Here is an 18,962-nt window from a genome sequence, read left to right as displayed (position 1 = left end):
TTACGGGAGGAGCGTGAATATCAAAGCGTGTTTGCATGAGGCGCTGGGGCACCCCATGCAACACGTAATTGGGACATAGCCAAAAATAAGGGGTCGTTGTCAGCGGCCATAAACAAAGAGACGAGGCAGCGGGTGCCAACGCTTCCCACGCCGACAACTTTGGCTGCGACATCGCATAGCTGGAACCGCTCAAAGAGCCGTCTGATGTGTTCGGGTAATGAGTTGCGATAGGTTGCCAGCGCTGCTTGATGATCGAACCCTTCGCCAGTTTCCTGAACGACATGGAATATGAGCGGGGGATTGTCTTTGATCCGTGGTTGCTCACCATCGAATTCGGCCAGTTTCAGGAAAATAACTTCGGATGAACTGCTTTCCTGCGCTTTCTGAATACGTTTCATGATGCGCGTGCGCACCTCTTCATTGGGGGCTTCTGCCAATACATCGTCGAGGGTTACCCGGTCATACCAGATATCCAATGCACGCATGGACGAGTAATCCATCATCCGCTCTCGATAGGCTCTGGCAGATGTCCTGGTCGCCTTGGAGGCCGCGCTTTCCGACAGTTCAAGATGACGTGCAGCAATGACGATGCTCGCTGCCAATCGCTTCAAATCCCACTCCCATGGCGCTGGCAGGGTTTCATCGAAGTCGTTGATATCAAAATTGATCTGACGCTCCGGGGTTGCAACGCCACCGAAATTCATCAGGTGAGCATCACCGCAGGCCTGCACGAATACGCCCGACACCGGGGTATGAACAAGATCGGCCGCCATGATGGCCGCCGAGCCGCGGAAAAAGGCAAACGGAGATTCGAGCATCCGGCCAAAACGGATCGGGATTAGTTCAGGCACTCGGCCGCGATTGGATTCAATCAGTATGTCAATGGGATCGCGCCGATCGGCTGGCGATGTCCAGCCCGCATGGGTACTGCGAGGCACCTTGTCGCGCAGCGCTTTACCTTGAGCCCTGCGCTGATCTGGAGACAACACCGTGATTTTATTGCTTGAGGCAGGTGTTTTTTTGCCCTTTTTTTCGATTTTGCGCTTATCCACTTGAATGCTCCCCCGACATCGCAAGCCCTTCGTCCAAGGAACGGCGAATAACTTGCAGCGACATAACAGAACGACCCTGTGTGCATCACATGGTGACAATTTCAGGATAGATCTGATTGCAGATGCGTCCGGGCAATACCCGCTGATTTATGAGGGCGTTCTGGATAAATGTGAGGCGGTTCGGGTGGGGAAGCCAATACAAGCACTCTGGAACAGTTGCTGTTTGAGCGGGGAACCATCTGCCGACCGACGGGGTTGGTGAACGTAATGAGCCACCCGAGGGATGGCTCATTACTATTGCGCAGGCTCAGCCTGATGATGCTGCCTATTCCGCTCAGGCTATCTCCATCTCTGGCTGTGGTGCCGAGGGGAGAGGATTGTTCAGCTTGTCGATGCGCACCGCTGCGACCTTGAACTCGGGGATTTTGGCGTGGGGATCGGTGGCATTGATGGTGAGCCGGTTGGCCGGGGCTTCGGCAAAGTGGAACGGAATGAACACCACGCCCGGTTGCATCCGCTTGGTGACGAAAGCGGGCAACTCGATATGGCCGCGGCGGCTGGTGACCTTCACCCGCTCGCTGTTGCTGATGCCCATCCGCTCGGCGTCCACCACGCTCATCATCACCCGCGGGCCAGCCAGCTTGTCGAGCCCCCTGGTCTTGCGGGTCATGGTGCCGGTGTGGAACTGCTCCAACAGGCGGCCGGTGGTGAGCACGATGGGATAGGTCTCGTCGGGCAGTTCGGCGGCATAGCGGAACGGAGTGGCGACCATCTCCCCCTTGCCACGGGTGAACTGCTTGCCGTGGAGCAGGCGAGTGCCTTCGGGAGCTGCGTCGTTGCAGGGCCACTGTAGCCCTTGCGCTCCCACCTTATCCCACTGGATGCCGGCGTATTGCGGTGTGACCCGGCAGATCTCGGCGGTGATCTCCTGCGGGTGTTGATAGCGCCAGTCGCCGCCCATGGCGTTGGCGATCTGCTGGATGATCCACCAATCCTCTCGCGCGTCACCCGGCGCCTTGAGGGCGGGGGAGATGCGCTGCACCCGCCGCTCGGTGTTGGTGAAGTGGCCGCTCTTCTCGGCAAAGGAGCAGGAGGGGAGTACCACATCGGCCAGTTGGGCGGTTTCCGAGAGGAAGATATCCTGCACCACCAGAAACTCCAGCTGCTTGAGCCCCTCGATGACGTGGTGTTGATCCGGATCGCTCAGCACCGGGTTTTCACCCATCACATAGAGCCCCTTGATGCTGCCCGTACAGGCGGCATCTATGGTTTCGGTGAGGGTGAGGCCGGGTGTGCGCGGCAAGTCAGGCTGCTGCCAGGCTGCTGCGAAACGTGCATGCACCTCGGGGTTAGCCACTTTCTGATAGCCGGGCAGGCAGTTGGGCAGCGCCCCCATGTCACAGGCCCCCTGCACGTTGGATTGGCCCCGCAGCGGGTTGATGCCACCCCCTTCGATGCCGATGTTGCCGCACAACAGTTGCAGGTTGGCAATGGCGCGCACGTTGTCGTGGCCAGTGGTGTGCTGGGTGATCCCCATGGAGTAGTAGACGGCAGTGCGCTCGGCGGTGCCGATGAGGCGAGCGAGCTCGATCACCTGTTCGGCCGGTACGCCGGTGACAAGGGCCACCTTGTCCGGGGCATAGGCGGGGGAGAGCACCTCTGCTTGCAGCGCCTCGAACCCTTCCACTCGTGCGGCAATATAGGCCTTGTCGTGCCAGCCGTGCTGGATGATCTGCTGCATCAGGCCGTTGAGCAGCATCACGTCGGTGCCGGGGCGGTGGGCCAGATAGAGGCTGGCGTGGTCGGCCATCTCGATCCGCTTGGGATCGGCCACCACCAGCCGCGCCTTGCCCGTGGTGACTGCCCGCTTGATATGGGAGCCGATGATGGGGTGAGCCGCCGAGGTGTCGGAGCCGATGATGAAGATGAGATCCGAGTGATCAATGCTCGGGATGTCGTTGGTCATGGCGCCGCTGCCGAGTGACGCTTCCAGCCCGGTAACGGTGGAGGCGTGGCAGAGCCGCGCGCAGTGATCCACGTTGTTGGTGCCAAGCTCCCGGCGCATGAACTTCTGGAACAGGTAGTTCTCTTCGTTGGTGGTTTTGGCCGATGAGAAACCCGCCAGTGCATCGCTGCCATAGTGCTGACGCAGGGCGGTGAAGCGCTCGGCCACCAGGGCGATGGCCTCTTGCCAGCTGGCGGGCACCAGCTCGCCATCCTTGCGGATGAGCGGGGTGGTGAGGCGCTCCTCGCTCTGGATAAAGTCAAAGCCGAAGCGTCCCTTGACGCAGAGCAGCCCCTGATTGACCGGTGAGTTGCGATTCCCCTCCACATAGCGGATGCGGTTGCGCGCTTCATCGACATAGAGGGTGACACCGCAGCCGACCCCGCAGTAGGTACAGATGGTATTGACCGGCGTGAGCAGTTCGGTGCGCCCCTGCGACTTGTCGCGGGCATCCACCAGGGCGCCGGTGGGGCAGACCTGTACGCAGGCGCCGCACTGTACGCAGTGGGAGTCGCCCATCGAGAGTCCGGTGTCGAACTGCGGGCGGTTCGACAGGGTGCCATCGCTGTGCTTGGCAAAGCGCAGCACCCCTTGTACCGCTTGCTCACCACAGGTCTGCACGCACTGGCCGCAACCGATGCAGCGGTTGGCATCAAACACGATAAATTCGCTGCTGTTATCCACTGCAAACTTCTGGCACTGACTGGTATCGAGAGCGCTCTGCTCGACCTTGTATTCGGTGGCGTAGTCGCGCAGCGTGCAATCGGTGTTGGCCTGACAGCCGCACTCCAGGCAGCGGCTGGCCTCGCTGCGGGCATCGCTGTCACTCAAGCCACGCTCTACCTCGGCAAAGCTACCCTCCCGCTCGGCATCTGCCAGATGGGGCATGATGCTGCGAGCGACTTTTTTCAGGTGAGCAAACTGGGCGGGATCGACCTGCTTGAGTGTGGGAGCCTTGCAGGCGTTGAAAGGACGAACCGGGTCGATCATGTCACCATGGAGGAACTGATCGATGGCCAGCGCGGCCTTGCGGCCATCGGCGACCGCCTCGATGGCGGTAGCGGGCCCGCGGCGCAGATCGCCGATGGCGAACAGGTTGCCGTGGCCGCTGTGCATGGTCTCGGGGTGGGACTCCAGCGTCTGCCAGCGGGTGAAGGGGAGGGTGAGGGGCTCCCCTTCCATAAAGCTGAGATCCGGCTGCTGTGACACCGCCGCAATCACGGTATCAAACTCTTCAATGAGGTACTCGCCAGTGGGCTCCGGGCGGCGACGGCCGGAGGCGTCCGGCTCGCCGAGGGCCATCTTCTCGAGGCGCACCTGACAGACGCGACCACGGCTGTCCGGCAGATTCTCCACCGGATTGGTCAGCATCATGAAGCGCACCCCTTCCTGCTCCGCCTCGTCGATCTCATATGCCTCGGCGGGCATCTCGGCGCGGGTGCGGCGATAGATAAGGGTTGTTTCTGCTCCAAGCCTGACAGCCGTGCGGGCGCAGTCGATGGCCGTGTTGCCGCCGCCGATCACCGCGACTTTTTTGCCGGTGGTGAGCCGCTTGGCCAGCATCCGATCCTTGAGGTAATCGACCCCGAGATAGCAACCGGCCAGGGTGCTGCCCGGGTAATCCATTGGCACCGCCTTGGAGGCGCCAACCGCCAGACAGACCGCATCATAGTCGCGACACAGTGCCGACAGCGTGATCTGGTGGCCCAGTCGCTGCTGGGTGTGGATCCGCATGCCACTCTGGCACATCAGCGCGATCTCCTGATCGAGGATCGCCTTGGGCAGCCGGTATTCGGGGATGCCGTAGCGCAGCCAGCCACCCGCCTCGGGCATCGCCTCGAACAGGTCGACCTCGAACCCCTCGTAACCCAGATAGTAACCGCAGGTGAGGCCGCCCGGGCCGCTGCCGATAATGGCCACCCGCTTGCCCTTGGCGGGCTTCTTTGCCGGTTGATAGGGGGCCGCCTCGGCCAGATCGAGATCGGCGGCGTGGCGCTTGAGCTGGCGAATGGCGAGCGGCTCATCCACCAGCGTGCGGCGGCACTCGGCCTCACAGAAAGCGGGGCAGACCCGGCCAATGGAGAGGGGCATCGGTAGGGTCTGTTTGATGACCGCCATTGCCGCTTCGTGATCCCCCATGGCGATGTGGTGCAGATAGGATTGAATGTCCACTCCGGCCGGGCAGGCGCGTTGGCAGGGGGCCTCGCAATCGGCGTAGTGATCTGCGAGGATGCGGCCGAGCGCCTGCTGACGTTGCGCGCGCAGGGCATCGCTTTTCGTCGTGATCATCATCCCTGCCTCGGGGCGCGTCTCGCAGGCGCGCCGGATGCCGAGACCGGCAATCTCCACCACGCAGAGATCGCACGGCGTCTTGGGGGCGTGGGTGTTGTCACCGCACAGGGAGGGGATGTCGATCTGGTGCTGTTTGGCTATCTGGAGCAGGGTTCTGGTCGGGTCAACCGTCAACTGAGCCCCATCGAGAGTGATGGTGATCATGGCGTCATAAACTCGCTTTAAAGGCGCAGAAAATGCTGCATCTGGCGGAGCCAGCAGGGGAAGCGACAGGGAGGCCGCTTGCTATACGCTCACAATAACAAAGATTATTTACAACTTTATTTGATTTTAGACAGCTTATTGCCCAAAAAAGAAAACGATTTCAGATTGTCTTGTCTACCTCATCGGCACGGCGCACCGTTGAGAATTATTCCTGTTAAAGCAGGCTATTCATTGTGTTATTGCTATTTCGTGCATGTTGCTCAAGAGAGATTGATCGCGCCCACTGTGAGTTCAATCCGCCAGTAGCACCATTTATGATGCAATTTATTTTGCATAAATGGTTGCGCGGATGAAGGCAATGGCGAGTGCAGAGCAAAGGGACTGGGTAGCAGGTTGCTGGAGGGTGTGGCAGACATGAAGCGGATGTCGAGCCCTACACAAAGAGAATGGCCACCTCTTGTAAGGTGGCCATTCACGTTGCCGGTTGGCGCTCTGTTGGCCCGAAGGGGACGGTAGCGGAGGTCAGCCGGGTATCAGGGTGGGCAGCCGAGCTTGCCAGAGCTGGTGCCAGTGCTGCAGTTCGCTGCGTGGCATCGGGCGGGCAGTGAAGAAGCCCTGACAGATATCGCACCCCAGCTTGGCCAGCAGCAGCCAGGTCTCGACATCCTCCACCCCTTCGGCGACCGACTTGAGCCCCAGCTTGCGGGCTAGCTCGATGCTCGATTCGATGATGGCCAGACGGGAGGGATCGGCATAGCAGCGATCGACAAACGAGCGGTCAAGTTTGAGCTCGGTAAACGGCAGCAGCGCCAGCTGTTGCATCGAGGAGTAGCCGGTGCCGAAGTCATCGATGGAGAGGCCAAAGCCGTGCATTCGCAGCCGGGTCAGCACCTCCAGCGCTTTGCCGATATCCTCGACAAACGAGCTTTCGGTCACCTCCAGGGTGATCAGCTCGGGATTGACGCCCCAGCGTTGGCACTGGTTGATAAGGAAGTGGCAGAGATCCCCCTCAATAAGCGAGGTGGTAGAGAGGTTCATCGACAGATTGAGAGAGAGGCCGGTCTGCTCCCACAGATGGCAATCCTGCAGCGACTTGTTGATGATGACATCGGTAAGCTGGTCGATGAGACCGTTGTTTTCCGCCAGCGGGATAAACATGCCGGGGGAGATCAGCCCATATTCCGGATGCTGCCAGCGGGCCAGCGCCTCCATCCCCACCCATTGGCCGGACGCAAAGCCGACCTTGGGTTGATACCAGGGTAGCAGCTGGTCGTTATCGAGGGCGCGCTTGAGCTCATCCACCGAGAGGATGAGGCCATCCTCCTTGCCGGACGGGGCCGATTTGGGCGCCCAGGAGTCTATCAATTGGCGTAACTGCTGTTGGCTCGATGGCTTGTCGATCCGGCCCAACACATGGAGCCCATAGGCCGCGCTCATGCGCAGCACGGCATCCACCACGTCATCTTCCAGCGCGCTGGAGAGGATGATACCGCCGCGAAAGCCCCCCAGCGAGAGGCGGCGCAGCAACGCCATGCCATCCATGCCGGGCATCCGCAGATCACAGAACAGGATGTCGACGGTGTGGTTCTGGCACAGCGTCAGCGCTTCGATGCCGTCTGCGGCCTCCAGCAGTTGCTGATAACCGAGGGCCCGGATCTGGTGCATCAGGGTCTTGCGTTGAAAGGCATGATCCTCAACCACCATGATGACCAATTCATCTGCCGTCTTACTCATCGAGCCATAATCCCATTTCACGTTCAATGTCATTTATTAACGCAACAACCGCCTCTCCCAACGCATCTAGCATATCCAATTGCTTCAGGCGGGCAGCAGATTCCAACATGGCGACCTGTTCGGCCAACTTTAATTCTCCGACCATTCGCGCCGCGCCCTTGATGCGGTGGGCAACCTCAACCAGGTCTTTCATATCACCGGTTGAGAGAGACTGTAACATATCGTGGCAATCACTCTGGTTCGATGCCAGGTAGTTGGCCGCCATGTCTCTGGCGATCCCTGCATCGCCAAACAGCGCTTGCCAGCGTTCGGCCAGGGCGAGTGTCGGGGGTTGTTTTTCTGATTGTTGCACCACAGGTGTGCTGGGAGTCGGTAACCACTGCGCCAGTATCTGGCGCAGTGACTCCAGAGAATAGGGCTTAAACAGCATGCCGTTCATGCCAGCCGCTTCCATACGGGCAGCAGACTCCTCGGAGGTATCTGCGGTGACCCCTATGATAGGGGCCTGTTCCCCCTGAGCGCGCAGTCGGCGGGTCAGGGTGTAGCCATCCATTACGGGCATATGGCAGTCGGTGAGCAGCAGTGAAAAATCGTTTCCCTGCCAGACTTGTAACGCTTTATCGCCATCATCGACAACCTCGCACTCCACTCCCAGAATCGCCAATTGGCGTACCAGCAGTGTTTGATTGACCGGGTGGTCGTCAACAACCAGTACGCGCCCCCCCATTTTGGGGGCGGGTATCTCCCTGACTGGTGCAGGCCCCACAGAGGCCAATTCGTTACAGCTTTCGAGCAGGAGATCCGGATAGAGGGGGGATTGGCCGAGTCGCCACCAGCGTTCGGAGTCCATCCGTCCTCGCAATGCTTCACGAGGGGAGATAACTACCCCCTTGAGCAAGCAGGTTTGCCGCAAGGTGTGTTGCCACTCGCTCCCCAACGCCGATTCCAGCGCAGACTCTTCAGCCAGCAGTAATCCGCTCAGCGTTTCGGTGATCTGGCTTACATCCAGCGGTATTAATGTGGCTCCCAGCCGCTTCATGGTGTTCTGCAAGCTGGCATCCTCGCCGAGCCACCACCATTTGCTGCCAGCAAGCGCTGGCGGGCTCCACAGGCCATTCAACAGCGGGATGGTGAAACGGAAACAGGAGCCCTCACCGGCCTGACTGTGGACCGTTAGCATGCCTCCCATCTTCTTCACCAGCTGATCACAGATGGCCAGACCCAGTCCGGTACCACCAAAGCGGCGGTTGATATCGGACTCCAGCTGTTCAAACGGGGTAAAGAGGCGTGCTTGCTTCATTTTCGCAATGCCGATACCTGTGTCTGACACGGCAATGACCAGTTGCTGGTTGTGATAACTGACCCGGATCGAGATGGTGCCCTGCTCGGTGAACTTCACGGCGTTACTGAGCAGGTTGGACAGTACTTGACCCACTCGAATGGCATCCAGATCGGCCTGATCGGGGACCTTGTTGTCCCAATCGAGCGTGACTCTCAGTCCTTTGCCGTAAGCCAGCGTGGCATGGCCACGGATCACATCACAGATAGAGGATTGTAAACGACAGGTCTGGTAATGAAGGTGAAGCTGACCCGCTTCGATTTTTGAAAAATCGAGAATATCGTTGACCAGATAAAGCAGGGTGTTGGCCGAGCTCTCCACATTGCGCAGCAGATACCGTTGATCATCATTGAGCTGGCTCATGCGCAGCAGCTCCAGCATACCGTGCATACCCGAGATGGGGGTTCTCAACTCGTGGCTCATGGTCGCCAGAAAGCGGCTGCGCGCCTGCATCGCCTGCTCGGCCGCTGCGCGCGCATCACGCAGCTCATGCTCCTGTTGCTTGAGGGTGGTGATATCTTGCACGACCCCATTCAGCAGCAGCATGTCGTTGTCGTGTCTGGCGAAATTGCCACGAACCTGTAGATAGCGCAGCCCGTTGGCAGTCGGGATTTCAACTTCCACATCAACAGGCGTCTGCGCCTTGGCATGGCTGGCAATCTGATCGACAAAGGCCTGTCTATTGCTCTCGGTCAGGCCGAAAATGGTGCCGCCAGAGGCACACTCCAGTAATGCCTGCTGCGATATCCCGAGAATTTCTTTTGCACCTTGTGATATATGCAGGAATTTTCCTTTACCCGGTGCCTGCCACCAGTATTGGTAGACCATCCCCGGCATGCTGTCAGTGATATCCCGCAATCTTGCTTCAGCCTCCAGCATCTTGCTTTCAGCCGCTTTCAGGGCACTGACATCGGTCAATACCGTCAAGATCCCCTGGATCTCGCCATCCTCGCCACGGTAAGGCAATTTGACATATACGACATGCAGGGGCATCTGATCATCGCGGTGGGTATAGCCACTCCCTTCGAGTCTGTTGCCATTCTGCCAGACGAGGCGCTCTTCGCGGAACATCTGTTCACGCTCTTCTTGGCGCATATAACTCCAGCCATTTCCTCCGTTTTCTGCGCCGATAAAAACGTCACGATAGGCTTGGTTGCACAGAGTCAGATTTTGCTGCCGATCCCGCAGGGCCACCATATTGGGCAAGGAGTCGAGCAGGGTCTGGACAAATGCCAACTGTTCGTTGAGTTTTTTCTCTGCCCGCTGGCGCTGCACAATCTCTTGTTGCAGGGCGCGGTTCCAGGCCCAGAACAGGGCAAACAACAGGGCGGCCGCAGCCCCGCCGATGGCGAACCAGAGCAACACGGTTTCGGCGTTGATACCGGTTTGCACGCTCATGGAGAGCCAGCGTTTCTCCACTTTCTCGAGCTCCTCTGGCGGTATGGCATAGAGCGCCTTGGTGAGGATCCGCTGTAGCATGGGGTCCGGCCGTACCGCCATGGCCACCGGCAGGCGCAGGTCTTTTCCGGCATAGACAATCTGATAGCGCTCGCTGATCCGCTTGTTCATGGAGGGCATGCTTAACAGGACGTAATCCGCATCGCCATTGTCCAGCAGTTCCAGCAAGCGGTTGTCATTATTGACCGGAACCGGGTGGGCTCCGATGCCGACCAGCAGTTCCTTATCTACCGAGCCATGTACGATGCCGACACGTTTCCCTCGCAGATGGGAGATATCCGCAATATCGGTACTGCGTTTGGGGCCAATGACCACCCGATCGACAAACAGATAGCCGGGGGTAAACAGGGCAAACTGACCGCGTTCACGGGTTGGGGTGATGGCGGGGATGAAATCGATCTGCCGGATCTTGAGCAGGTTCTGGGTCTCGCTCCAGTTATTGGTGCGTACCAGAGAGAACTCCAGCCCGGAGTATTGACGCATCAAGGCCATCAGGTCTGCGACAAAACCGACCAGTTGGCCCCGGTAATTGAATTCGCTGATCGAGGTCCACTCCGGGGAGACGGCGTAAGTCAGCATTTGATGCTGGCTGAGCCACTGCTGCTCTTCGGCGGTAAACTGGAGCGATTTAACCTCTCCGGTGCCAGTACTGCTGTTCATGGTGGCGGCTTCGAGCATAAGGCGGCGATCTTCAACCGGGATCTCGTTGAAGGCCTTGGTGACCAGACTGATCAGTGCCTGGTTGTTCCGGCTCATATTGATGGAGAGGGATGTCGCGCTTACCCAGTCCGGATTGGCAATCGTGAAGCCCGCCGCGGGATGCTGCTCTTGCAGCATCACCAGTGAGGGCATATCGGCCAGATAGGCGTCAGCCAGGTGCTGCTTGAGCATAAAGGCCGCTTCGCTGCGACTCTCGACCTCGACAACGAGCGGTACTCCCAGCAGTTTCAACTGCTGGCAAGAGCTGGCTCCTGCGACACAGACCCAGCGCAAGGCATGGGCATCCTGCTGTGACAGCCCGGTCTTGCCATTATTGAGCAACACCCCGCGTGGCGTGGCGAGCAGAAAGGGAATGGACACAATATCCCGCTGCCATTGATCATCCGGCTGATCATTGATCAGCATATTCACTTCGCCGTCGTGCAATCCGTCCAGGGCGTTGGCGTAGGAGGAATAGACCTTGTAGCGCAGGGTCAGGCCGAGTTTTCTGGCGATCTGCTGCGCAATGTCCGGTACCGGTCCGGTAAAGCGTTGATCGGCATCTTTATAGCTGTAGGGGGGATCCCCCATTATTGGCATGCCGATGCTCAGCTCCCGGTGTGAGGAGAGCCAGGCGCGTTCAGACAGATCGAATTCGTCTTCGTTAAGGCTGGTATTGGCTTGTGCCAGCGCGCACCAGAGTTGTAGCAGGAGACACAGGAACAGACGATTACATTGGCTGAGCATCAAAGGAATCCAACGGAAATTGGTCGCGTATTGTAAGTGCTTTAAAATGCAGCGGCCAACATCAATTTACTCACTATTGATCCGCGATATGATGCTGTTGTTGTGACGAGCCAGGGGGGAGTGATAGACCACTCCTCGCCCAGACCGTTATAACTCCAGCTCGATAATGGGGAGTTCCCACCGCTCACTTCGAACTTGTTCCTGATAGGCATCGTCTGTCTGTGCTTTGCTCCGCTCAATCATGGCGATGACGTTGGCGTGCCGGATAGTGGCAAACTGATTCAGCCAGGTCTGATGAGCACTTTGGGAGAGACGAGCTACGGGGTTTTGACCATGGAAAACATGCAGTTTCTGCAGCTTGTCGAGACCGATACGTACAGCCTCTCCGACCTGTAATTGCCGCAGGTTCTGGTGTATCGAGTGGTTTTCGTTGCTACGACCTGCATAACCGATATCCAGTTGGCGCATACCTATGATGGCAAAGCGGCGTTGCCGTACAGGGGCGGTGGCCTGGCTCGACTCGTTGTAACAACGTTCGGCAATGAGAGGAAGGTGGGGATGCCGCTGGTCAGCGCGGGACATAACCACTAACCGTTGGATTGCTCGGGTCATCGCAACATAGAAGAGTCGCCGCTCTTCCTCGATATTGTTCGAGGCATTTTCTGCACTGCGTTGCCATCCGCCATCAAGGATCAATACATGGCGATACTCTTCCCCTTTAACGCCATGTACCGTGCTGAGGAGTACCCCCTTGCCAAAGCGGATCTGCCGACGCTGTTCGCTCAAGTATTCGTAGAGGAACTGCTGGAAATGAGACGCTGACAGTGCTTGCTCTCCCTGGCTCTCCTGCCATTGATTAATAAGGTCATACAGCAAGGCCTCCCAGCGGTTTGCTTGAACAAGAGGAGGGAGTGGGCTGGCCAGTTGTTGTGTTGTCAGGAGTGCGTGGCCTTGTTGATGTAACCAGTTCTGGTAACGCAAGATCTCGCGACAGCGATGTATCGGGAAGCCATGCTCTCGATCCAGGGTAAATCTGCAGGGAATAGAAGCATCAGCGAGTGCTGAACGCACCCATGCCAGCTCTTCTTTATCCAACCCATTGCGAGCCAGTACAGCGATAGACTCCAGTGGACAGGTCGGATCTTTTTCACGAATAAGCGTTATATGTCTGACGATTTCAGCGGCCTGTTGGGCCGCGTCAGTACAGGATTGGACGATGACTTTACCGCGCGCCGTCTCCAGCCCTTCCCAAGCGCCACCAGGTACTTCCATCTTGCGCCGTTCGTCGATCACAATGGGGTGCGAGCTCTTCATGCGATCCAGATTGTGTTCTATCAGTTGGTTAGCCGTTTCGATGATGTGGGCTGTTGAGCGGTAATTCCAGGTCAGGTAGTGAGTCTGGGCGTTGTAATCTTGTTCAAAGCGACGGATAAAGCTGACGTTCGCTTCGCGGAAGGCGTAGATAGACTGGTCGTCATCGCCCACTGCCATCAGGTGCAGTTGCGCTTCTTCATCCTCTTCGCTTTTTCCAACCAGTGCAGCGATCAGTTGGTACTGCTGTTCGTCAATGTCCTGATACTCGTCGACGAGCAGAAATTGCAGTCCTCCCAGCAGTCGTTCTCGCTGCTCTTCCAATTCGAGACCGAGCTGGCTCTGCTCTCCCCGGAGCAGCTTGATAGCGTCATCAATGATGGTGGTAAAGTCGATATCGTCGGATGTCCGGTTTTGCACCGCATTGCCTGTCAGGCTCATCGCGAGACCGTGAAAGGTGAATACCGAGACCCGTGCTCCGTCACGCCCCAGCAACTCGGTGAGGCGTCGGCGCAGGGACATCGCCGCATTATGGTTGTAACAGAGCAACATGATCTTGGATGGAGTGACCTGCTTGACCCGCATCAGGTAGGCGCAGCGGTGGATAATCACTTTGCTCTTGCCTGAACCCGGGCCTGCCAGTACCAGCAAGTTTTGCTCGGGCGGCGCCTGGACTATCTGCTCCTGGGGCCGGTTGTGAAGATCTTCAACAATACGCCTCCAAGAGTGTTCGCTGGTCGCCAGCTCCAGGATCTTGTTGCGCCCTTTGAAGTAGTGACCGAGGAACTTGTCGGCTTCCATGGAGAAGTAGTCCGTCACCAGCTTCTTGGCTTGCTTGAAGTGTTCCAGGCCGATGCGGGCGTATTCATTCATCACGTGGATCTGAATTACCTTCTGGCGATAGTGATGTTCAAGGGGCTGATAGTCGGTTTTGTTGTATTGCTGCTGCCGCTCCGCCGTCAGGGTGAGGGTCATGGCGCTACGGAACACGGCAAGGCCATTTTGCAGCACGATGGCGTGTTGCTCATGCAGGTAGAGCAGTGCCCGCTCGGCCCCTTTGAGTAACCACTCCTGCTGGCTGCTTGCCTCCCGCTTGTTCATGAGCTGGGCCACATCCATGTCTTCTCGCAGGTATTTGACCAGTTGTTCCAGGGCAAACGACAGCATCACCTGGCGCTGGACACTCTCTTCGCTGCTGGCCAACAGGGTGTAGAGAAAATCGAGGGTGGCGCCTGTGACGCGATGGCGTTGATCAATTGTTTGCTCAATCTGGGACCAGGTTCGGTTGAAGGTGAGTTGGTAGAGCTCCCGAGATAGATATTTGACATCAATGGAGCCTTTCTCGCCCCCCGAGCGACCATCCTGGGCCCAGCTGGTCAGCAAATTGCGCAGCAAGCCAGGGTTACACCGTTCATGCCCCAGATCTTTGATGGCCTGATTGACCAGTCGAATGTTAAAGATCAGCCCTTGCCCTGTATCAGGTTCGGGTTCTTTTTCGCGCAAGGTGTCCAGCATCGCCTTTTCAATGCTGTGTACTTGTCCGCAGAGCACCCGGGCATTGTCTCTTCCTTTGGGGCGAAGCCAGGTAGTCAGTAACATCCCCTGAGAGAGAAGACCGACATCCGCCATCTGGGTGAGTACCCGCATCACTTCGCTGGCCTGAACACCACTTCCCTTGTCTGCCATGTATTGGCCTGCCTCTTCGGCGATGGTATCGGCACTGAGGCCATCATCGTCGGCAGCACTCATCAGCGCCTGGATAACCGCTTGCCATATGGCTTTGGCCTTGGGGGCCAGTTTCAGACTCTCTACCCTTTTCATCGCCTCCTCGGTGGAGGCAAACAGGGGACGACCCTGAAATACCTGAGTGATGTTGTCACTACGTTCCAGATAGCCTGCTCGTTCGAGCCAGGCAATAGCTGTCTTGACTTTGGTATCCGCATTGCTGTCATCGGCAGCGAAGCTGGTTTCCACCTCTGGCTGGTTGATGAGCTCTGCACTGGTGGCGACCAGTGGCGAATTGTTATCCTGCTTGCCACCTTTGCTGGCCCTGAGCCTTATTCCGCGCAGGATCTGTTTGATATCGCGCAGGCTGACTTCACTCATGGCCTCGAGCTGAAACTGTTTCTCGATATCCTGTTCATCAAACAGCAATACGCAGTGGGCTTGTGCTGTATCGCGGCCAGCTCGTCCAGCTTCCTGTAGATAGTTTTCGAGGGAGCCGGGGATATCGGCATGGATCACCAAACGCACATCATCCTTGTCGATCCCCATCCCGAAGGCATTGGTCGCGCAGATGATCCGGATCTCGCCATTGATAAATTGTTCTAGGGTCGCTTTCTTCTGGGCACTGTCCATTCGGGCGTAGAAGCGCGAGACGGAGAGGGATTGTTGCTGGCCGAGGAAATCAGCCAGCTCGTCCACGCTGCGCTTGGTTGCGCAGTAGATAACGCAGGAGCCGGGCTTCTCCTCACCGAAGAACTGCTCGAGCAGGTTGAGAATATGGCCCTGTTTATTGAGACCGGGGCACTCCACGACGGCATATTCGAGGTTGGTACGTTCAACACCCCCTTCCAGTCTGAGCAGCGGGCGAGGCTGCTTGTCGAGAAACTGGGCGCAGATATCCTCAATCACATCCGGCTTGGCTGTGGCGGTATAGCAGAAGACGGGAGGCATGGGCACCTGCTGCTCACTGGCAATGGTGGCGATGGCCTTGGCGCAGTAGAGATAGTCAGGGCGAAAATCATGGCCCCATTTCGACAGGCAGTGCGCTTCGTCAAAGACCCAGCCACCGATCTGACGTTGCCGTATTGCCTGTTTGACCGTGCGGTTGCGAAGTTGCTCGGGGGAGATATAGAGCAGGGCGATATCCCCCATGCGGATCTGTTCAAGAACTGCGCCTCGCTCTGGCAGCGTCAGCAGCCCCGAGATGGCGGCAACCCCTTCGATACCGGCCTTGTGTTTAAGGTTGTCCACCTGATCCTTCATCAGTGCCTGCAGGGGGGAGATCACGACAGTGAGGGCACCACTGCGCTGGTTGCGAACCAGTGCCGGGAGCTGGTAGCAGAGCGATTTTCCGCCGCTGGTCGGGAGTATGCCGAGCAGTGCCACACCAGCCATGGCTTCCTCGATCAAAGTCTTCTGCAATGGTGTCCCATCAGGCAGGTTGCGGAAGTTGTCGAGCTCGAAGATTCGTTGCAGATGGCGGCGTGCGTCGTGGTTCTCCTGACAATAGCTGCAGTCGGCATGACCACAGTGACGCTCGCGAACTGTGTGAATGATCTCTGCTGTCTGGGGGAAGCGGCGCCAAATCCAGGGCGGCAGCACAGAGTTGCCGCCGGACACGGGCAACCAGGCGCAGGTATAAGCCAACGGTAACAGCAGCGTAGGTTGACGCAGGGCATCACCAATCACCCGGTTGAGCTGATTGGGGCACGCTTTCTCATGGGCAATGCTCTTGATCAGGGTGGGTAGCTCTGAGACTCGTACTGGCGGGCGGCCTGTCAGTCTGGCAAACACCAGTGACAGACCCTGAGTGTTAAATTGCGCCATGACTCCCTGGTTGAACAGGTATTGATAAAGCTGCAATTGGGTCAGAGGCAAGGCTTGCAGGGCTATCAACTGTTCCGAGAAGATCTGCATGGCGAGCCTTGCATCAGCGATCGGATCATTGAGGGTATCCCGAACCAGTTTGTAATCCTTGACCAAGCGGTGATAGGGGTTTTTGGGAAAGGCAAGGGGGGATAGATAGAGGGTATCTATTACCGGTTTTTCGAGAAGCAACTGGGGACGTACCGCCTGTTTGGCCAACCAGGGGAGATCAAAATCGAGAATATTGTGGCCAAGGACCACATCAGCCTCTTGTGCCAGCGCATTTAACGCCTTGATGGAAAGATCCTGCGGGCCCTTGAGATTGAGCTCACGATCAGCCAGGAGGGCACCCAGATGACGGAGTTTTTCATCCCGGGTCAGTTCAAGGTCAAAAGAAAGAATCTTGTCATCCCCAAACAGGGCCACGACATCAGTCGAGTTCATCAATAGCCATCTCCATCTGGCGTTGACCTCTCATAGCGATAATAAGTGCCGAGAGATCAGTGTGTTGGCTAAATATTACCCGAATTGTTGCACTGTAGCATCATTCAGAACCCTCTTGTCGCAGTTCTTTGGGTCAAGGCCTGGTTTGTCGTAAATTCCTTTGCATCCTTAATCGTTCATGTCTGGACAGTGTCGTCCTTGTCATAGTCAACCCACTGATTTTGTGAGACTATTTCTCTTTATTTTCCGATTGGAACGCATTGTGTCCCTCGACTACTACCAGCGCCACGCCACCGAATTGGCGACCCGTTACCAGCAGGTATCTGCTCGCGCCGTTCATTGCAACTGGCTTACCTTGCTGGAACCTTGGCTCGTGGCGGCGCCGCGCCGATTGCTCGATGTGGGGGCCGGCAGTGGTCGGGATGCCGCGTTTTTAGCCGGGCTCCATCAGGGCCACAGTGTGGTCGCTGTCGAGCCCTGTCAGGCTCTCGCTCTACAGGGGCAGTGTCATACCCGTGAGGCTGCGGTGGCGTGGGTCAATGACGCTATGCCTGCTCTCTCTCGCGTGACGGGCTCTTTTGATCTGATTTTGCTCAGTGCTGTCTGGATGCATCTACCCCCGGAGTCTCGCCCCTTGGCTCTGGCACGTATTCATGAGCTGCTCTCACCAGATGGTTATCTGGTACTGAGTCTGCGCTTGGCTATCTCGGAGCAGGATATGCGGGAGCGAGCCATGTACCCGGTGGCTGCCGATGAAGTCGAGCTGCTTGTATTGCGGGAGGGGATGACACTTCTCCATGTGTTAGAACCACAGGGGGATGCCTTGGCGCGTACCGGCTTGAGTTGGCAGAGTCTGATCATCGGGGGCGAATATGTACGCCTCCCCTGAGCAGCAACTCGCCTTTATTGCTTATCTGCAACGCATTTTTACCGAGGGCGATTTTGTTGCCACTTACAAGTGCGCCTTGCTCCACGGGATTGCAGATATCGCGATTGAGCGCAGTACCGAGACCCATGATCTGGCGGTGGTGCGTACCATTACGCTGGACGAACTGGCCACCAAGTTTGTGGAGCTTTACTGGCAGCACAGTTTGCCCTACTCGGCGACGGGAGAAACGGCCACCTTGCTCAAGCAGAGTAGCGGTCGTCAGGCCATTATGCTGACGGAGCTGTCCCGGCTGCGTGAAGAAGGTGTCTGTTCGGTGACTGCACTGCGTCGTCATGACGCCTGGCGGCCTCTGCTTGCCCGAGTACGGCGCATCCTTATTGAGGGTCCCTTGTGGCGTCTGCAGATCCTGGGTGGGCGAGAGGTGTGCCACCTCTATCCACACCAAAGAGGTGCGGATCATATCTGCCTTAACCCCGGCATTCTCTACTGCCTTCACCGCTTTCACGATCTGGTGGTCTCCCTCTCCCGACAGCATTGGCTGCAGCTTATCTGCGACATAAAGGGGAATCAGCCACTGATTGGCCCCAGTGTGGGGCTGGAGAATTTTCTCTTTGGCTCAAGCCGCCAGGCGCTTGGGCGGATAGGGGAGGTACTGAGGGATTTGCAGGGGGGAACCTGTTTTTACTGTAACAAGGCGATACACGGGGCTGGTGAGGTAGACCATTTCATCCCCTGGCGTCGTTATCCAATCGATTTGGGCCACAACTTCGTACTGGCACACGCCAACTGTAACCGGAGCAAACGGGATTTTCTCGCCGCTCCCGAGCACAGGGATATCTGGTACGAGCAGAATATCCTGACTCACGGGGCGTACCTCACTGACGAGCTGGCCCCCTTGGTGAGCGTTGATGCAGAGCGTTCTACCGCTATCGCTACTTGGGCCTATCAGCAGGCAGTCCGTGAGCATGCCCGGTTGTGGCGAGGTATTGACCAGTTTGTGGACGTGACAGCCCCCAGTGCGGATATCCCTCTGCGATTTTTATGAGACGTTGGGGTTTTCACGCTCGATAAAAAAGGCTATGTCCCAATTACGTGTTGCATGGGGCGCCCCAGCGTCTCATGCAAACACGCTTTGATATTCACGCCCCTCCCGTAACGCTCCAGCATCCTGCGCCAACCCAGGTAGTTCTTCAGGTA

The 18,962-nt window shown here is 57.6% G+C and carries 6 protein-coding genes and 2 pseudogenes; 2 read left to right on the top strand and 6 right to left on the bottom strand.

Annotation, left to right across the window (positions count from 1 at the left end):
- Window positions 1-134: 134 nt before the first annotated feature.
- The 5 genes and pseudogenes from BSP75_RS00340 to BSP75_RS00320 all read right to left on the bottom strand — a co-directional run.
- A pseudogene (locus BSP75_RS00340) lies at window positions 135-818 on the bottom strand (DUF2252 family protein); the annotation flags it as partial.
- Window positions 819-1,386: 568 nt separating this feature from the next.
- Complete coding sequence (fdhF, locus tag BSP75_RS00335; protein ID WP_075111829.1) at window positions 1,387-5,553, bottom strand: formate dehydrogenase subunit alpha; 4,167 nt, start codon at window positions 5,551-5,553, stop codon at window positions 1,387-1,389.
- Between the two features lie 522 nt (window positions 5,554-6,075).
- The gene (locus BSP75_RS00330) at window positions 6,076-7,287 is read right to left on the bottom strand and encodes an EAL domain-containing response regulator (RefSeq protein ID WP_075111828.1); all 1,212 of its coding nucleotides are present in this window, start codon (window positions 7,285-7,287) and stop codon (window positions 6,076-6,078) included.
- Entirely contained in the window at window positions 7,280-11,530 is a 4,251-nt protein-coding gene (locus tag BSP75_RS00325; protein WP_075111827.1) for a transporter substrate-binding domain-containing protein, read from the bottom strand. Before BSP75_RS00325 ends, BSP75_RS00330 begins: the two co-directional genes overlap by 8 nt.
- A 147-nt stretch (window positions 11,531-11,677) precedes the next feature.
- Window positions 11,678-16,876, bottom strand: a complete 5,199-nt coding sequence (locus BSP75_RS00320; protein WP_075111826.1) for a RecQ family ATP-dependent DNA helicase — start codon at window positions 16,874-16,876, stop codon at window positions 11,678-11,680.
- A gap of 262 nt (window positions 16,877-17,138) precedes the next feature.
- Here BSP75_RS00320 and BSP75_RS00315 point away from each other — a divergent pair, with 262 nt between their 5' ends.
- Together BSP75_RS00315 and BSP75_RS00310 are read left to right on the top strand one after the other, a co-directional pair.
- Window positions 17,139-17,765 (top strand): class I SAM-dependent methyltransferase, encoded by a 627-nt coding sequence (locus BSP75_RS00315; RefSeq protein ID WP_232100250.1) that lies wholly within the window; start codon window positions 17,139-17,141, stop codon window positions 17,763-17,765.
- Window positions 17,749-18,810, top strand: a complete 1,062-nt coding sequence (locus BSP75_RS00310; protein WP_075111824.1) for an HNH endonuclease — start codon at window positions 17,749-17,751, stop codon at window positions 18,808-18,810. The genes BSP75_RS00315 and BSP75_RS00310 overlap by 17 nt, the downstream gene beginning before the upstream one ends.
- A gap of 32 nt (window positions 18,811-18,842) precedes the next feature.
- Here the strand turns inward: BSP75_RS00310 and BSP75_RS21380 are convergent.
- Window positions 18,843-18,962: pseudogene (locus BSP75_RS21380) on the bottom strand (IS1595 family transposase); the annotation flags it as partial.

Source organism: Aeromonas sp. YN13HZO-058 (assembly GCF_001921245.1).
Taxonomy (GTDB): domain Bacteria; phylum Pseudomonadota; class Gammaproteobacteria; order Enterobacterales; family Aeromonadaceae; genus Aeromonas; species Aeromonas allosaccharophila.
Note: the sequence above shows the minus strand (reverse complement) of the source record. Positions and strands in the feature narration are given on the sequence as shown.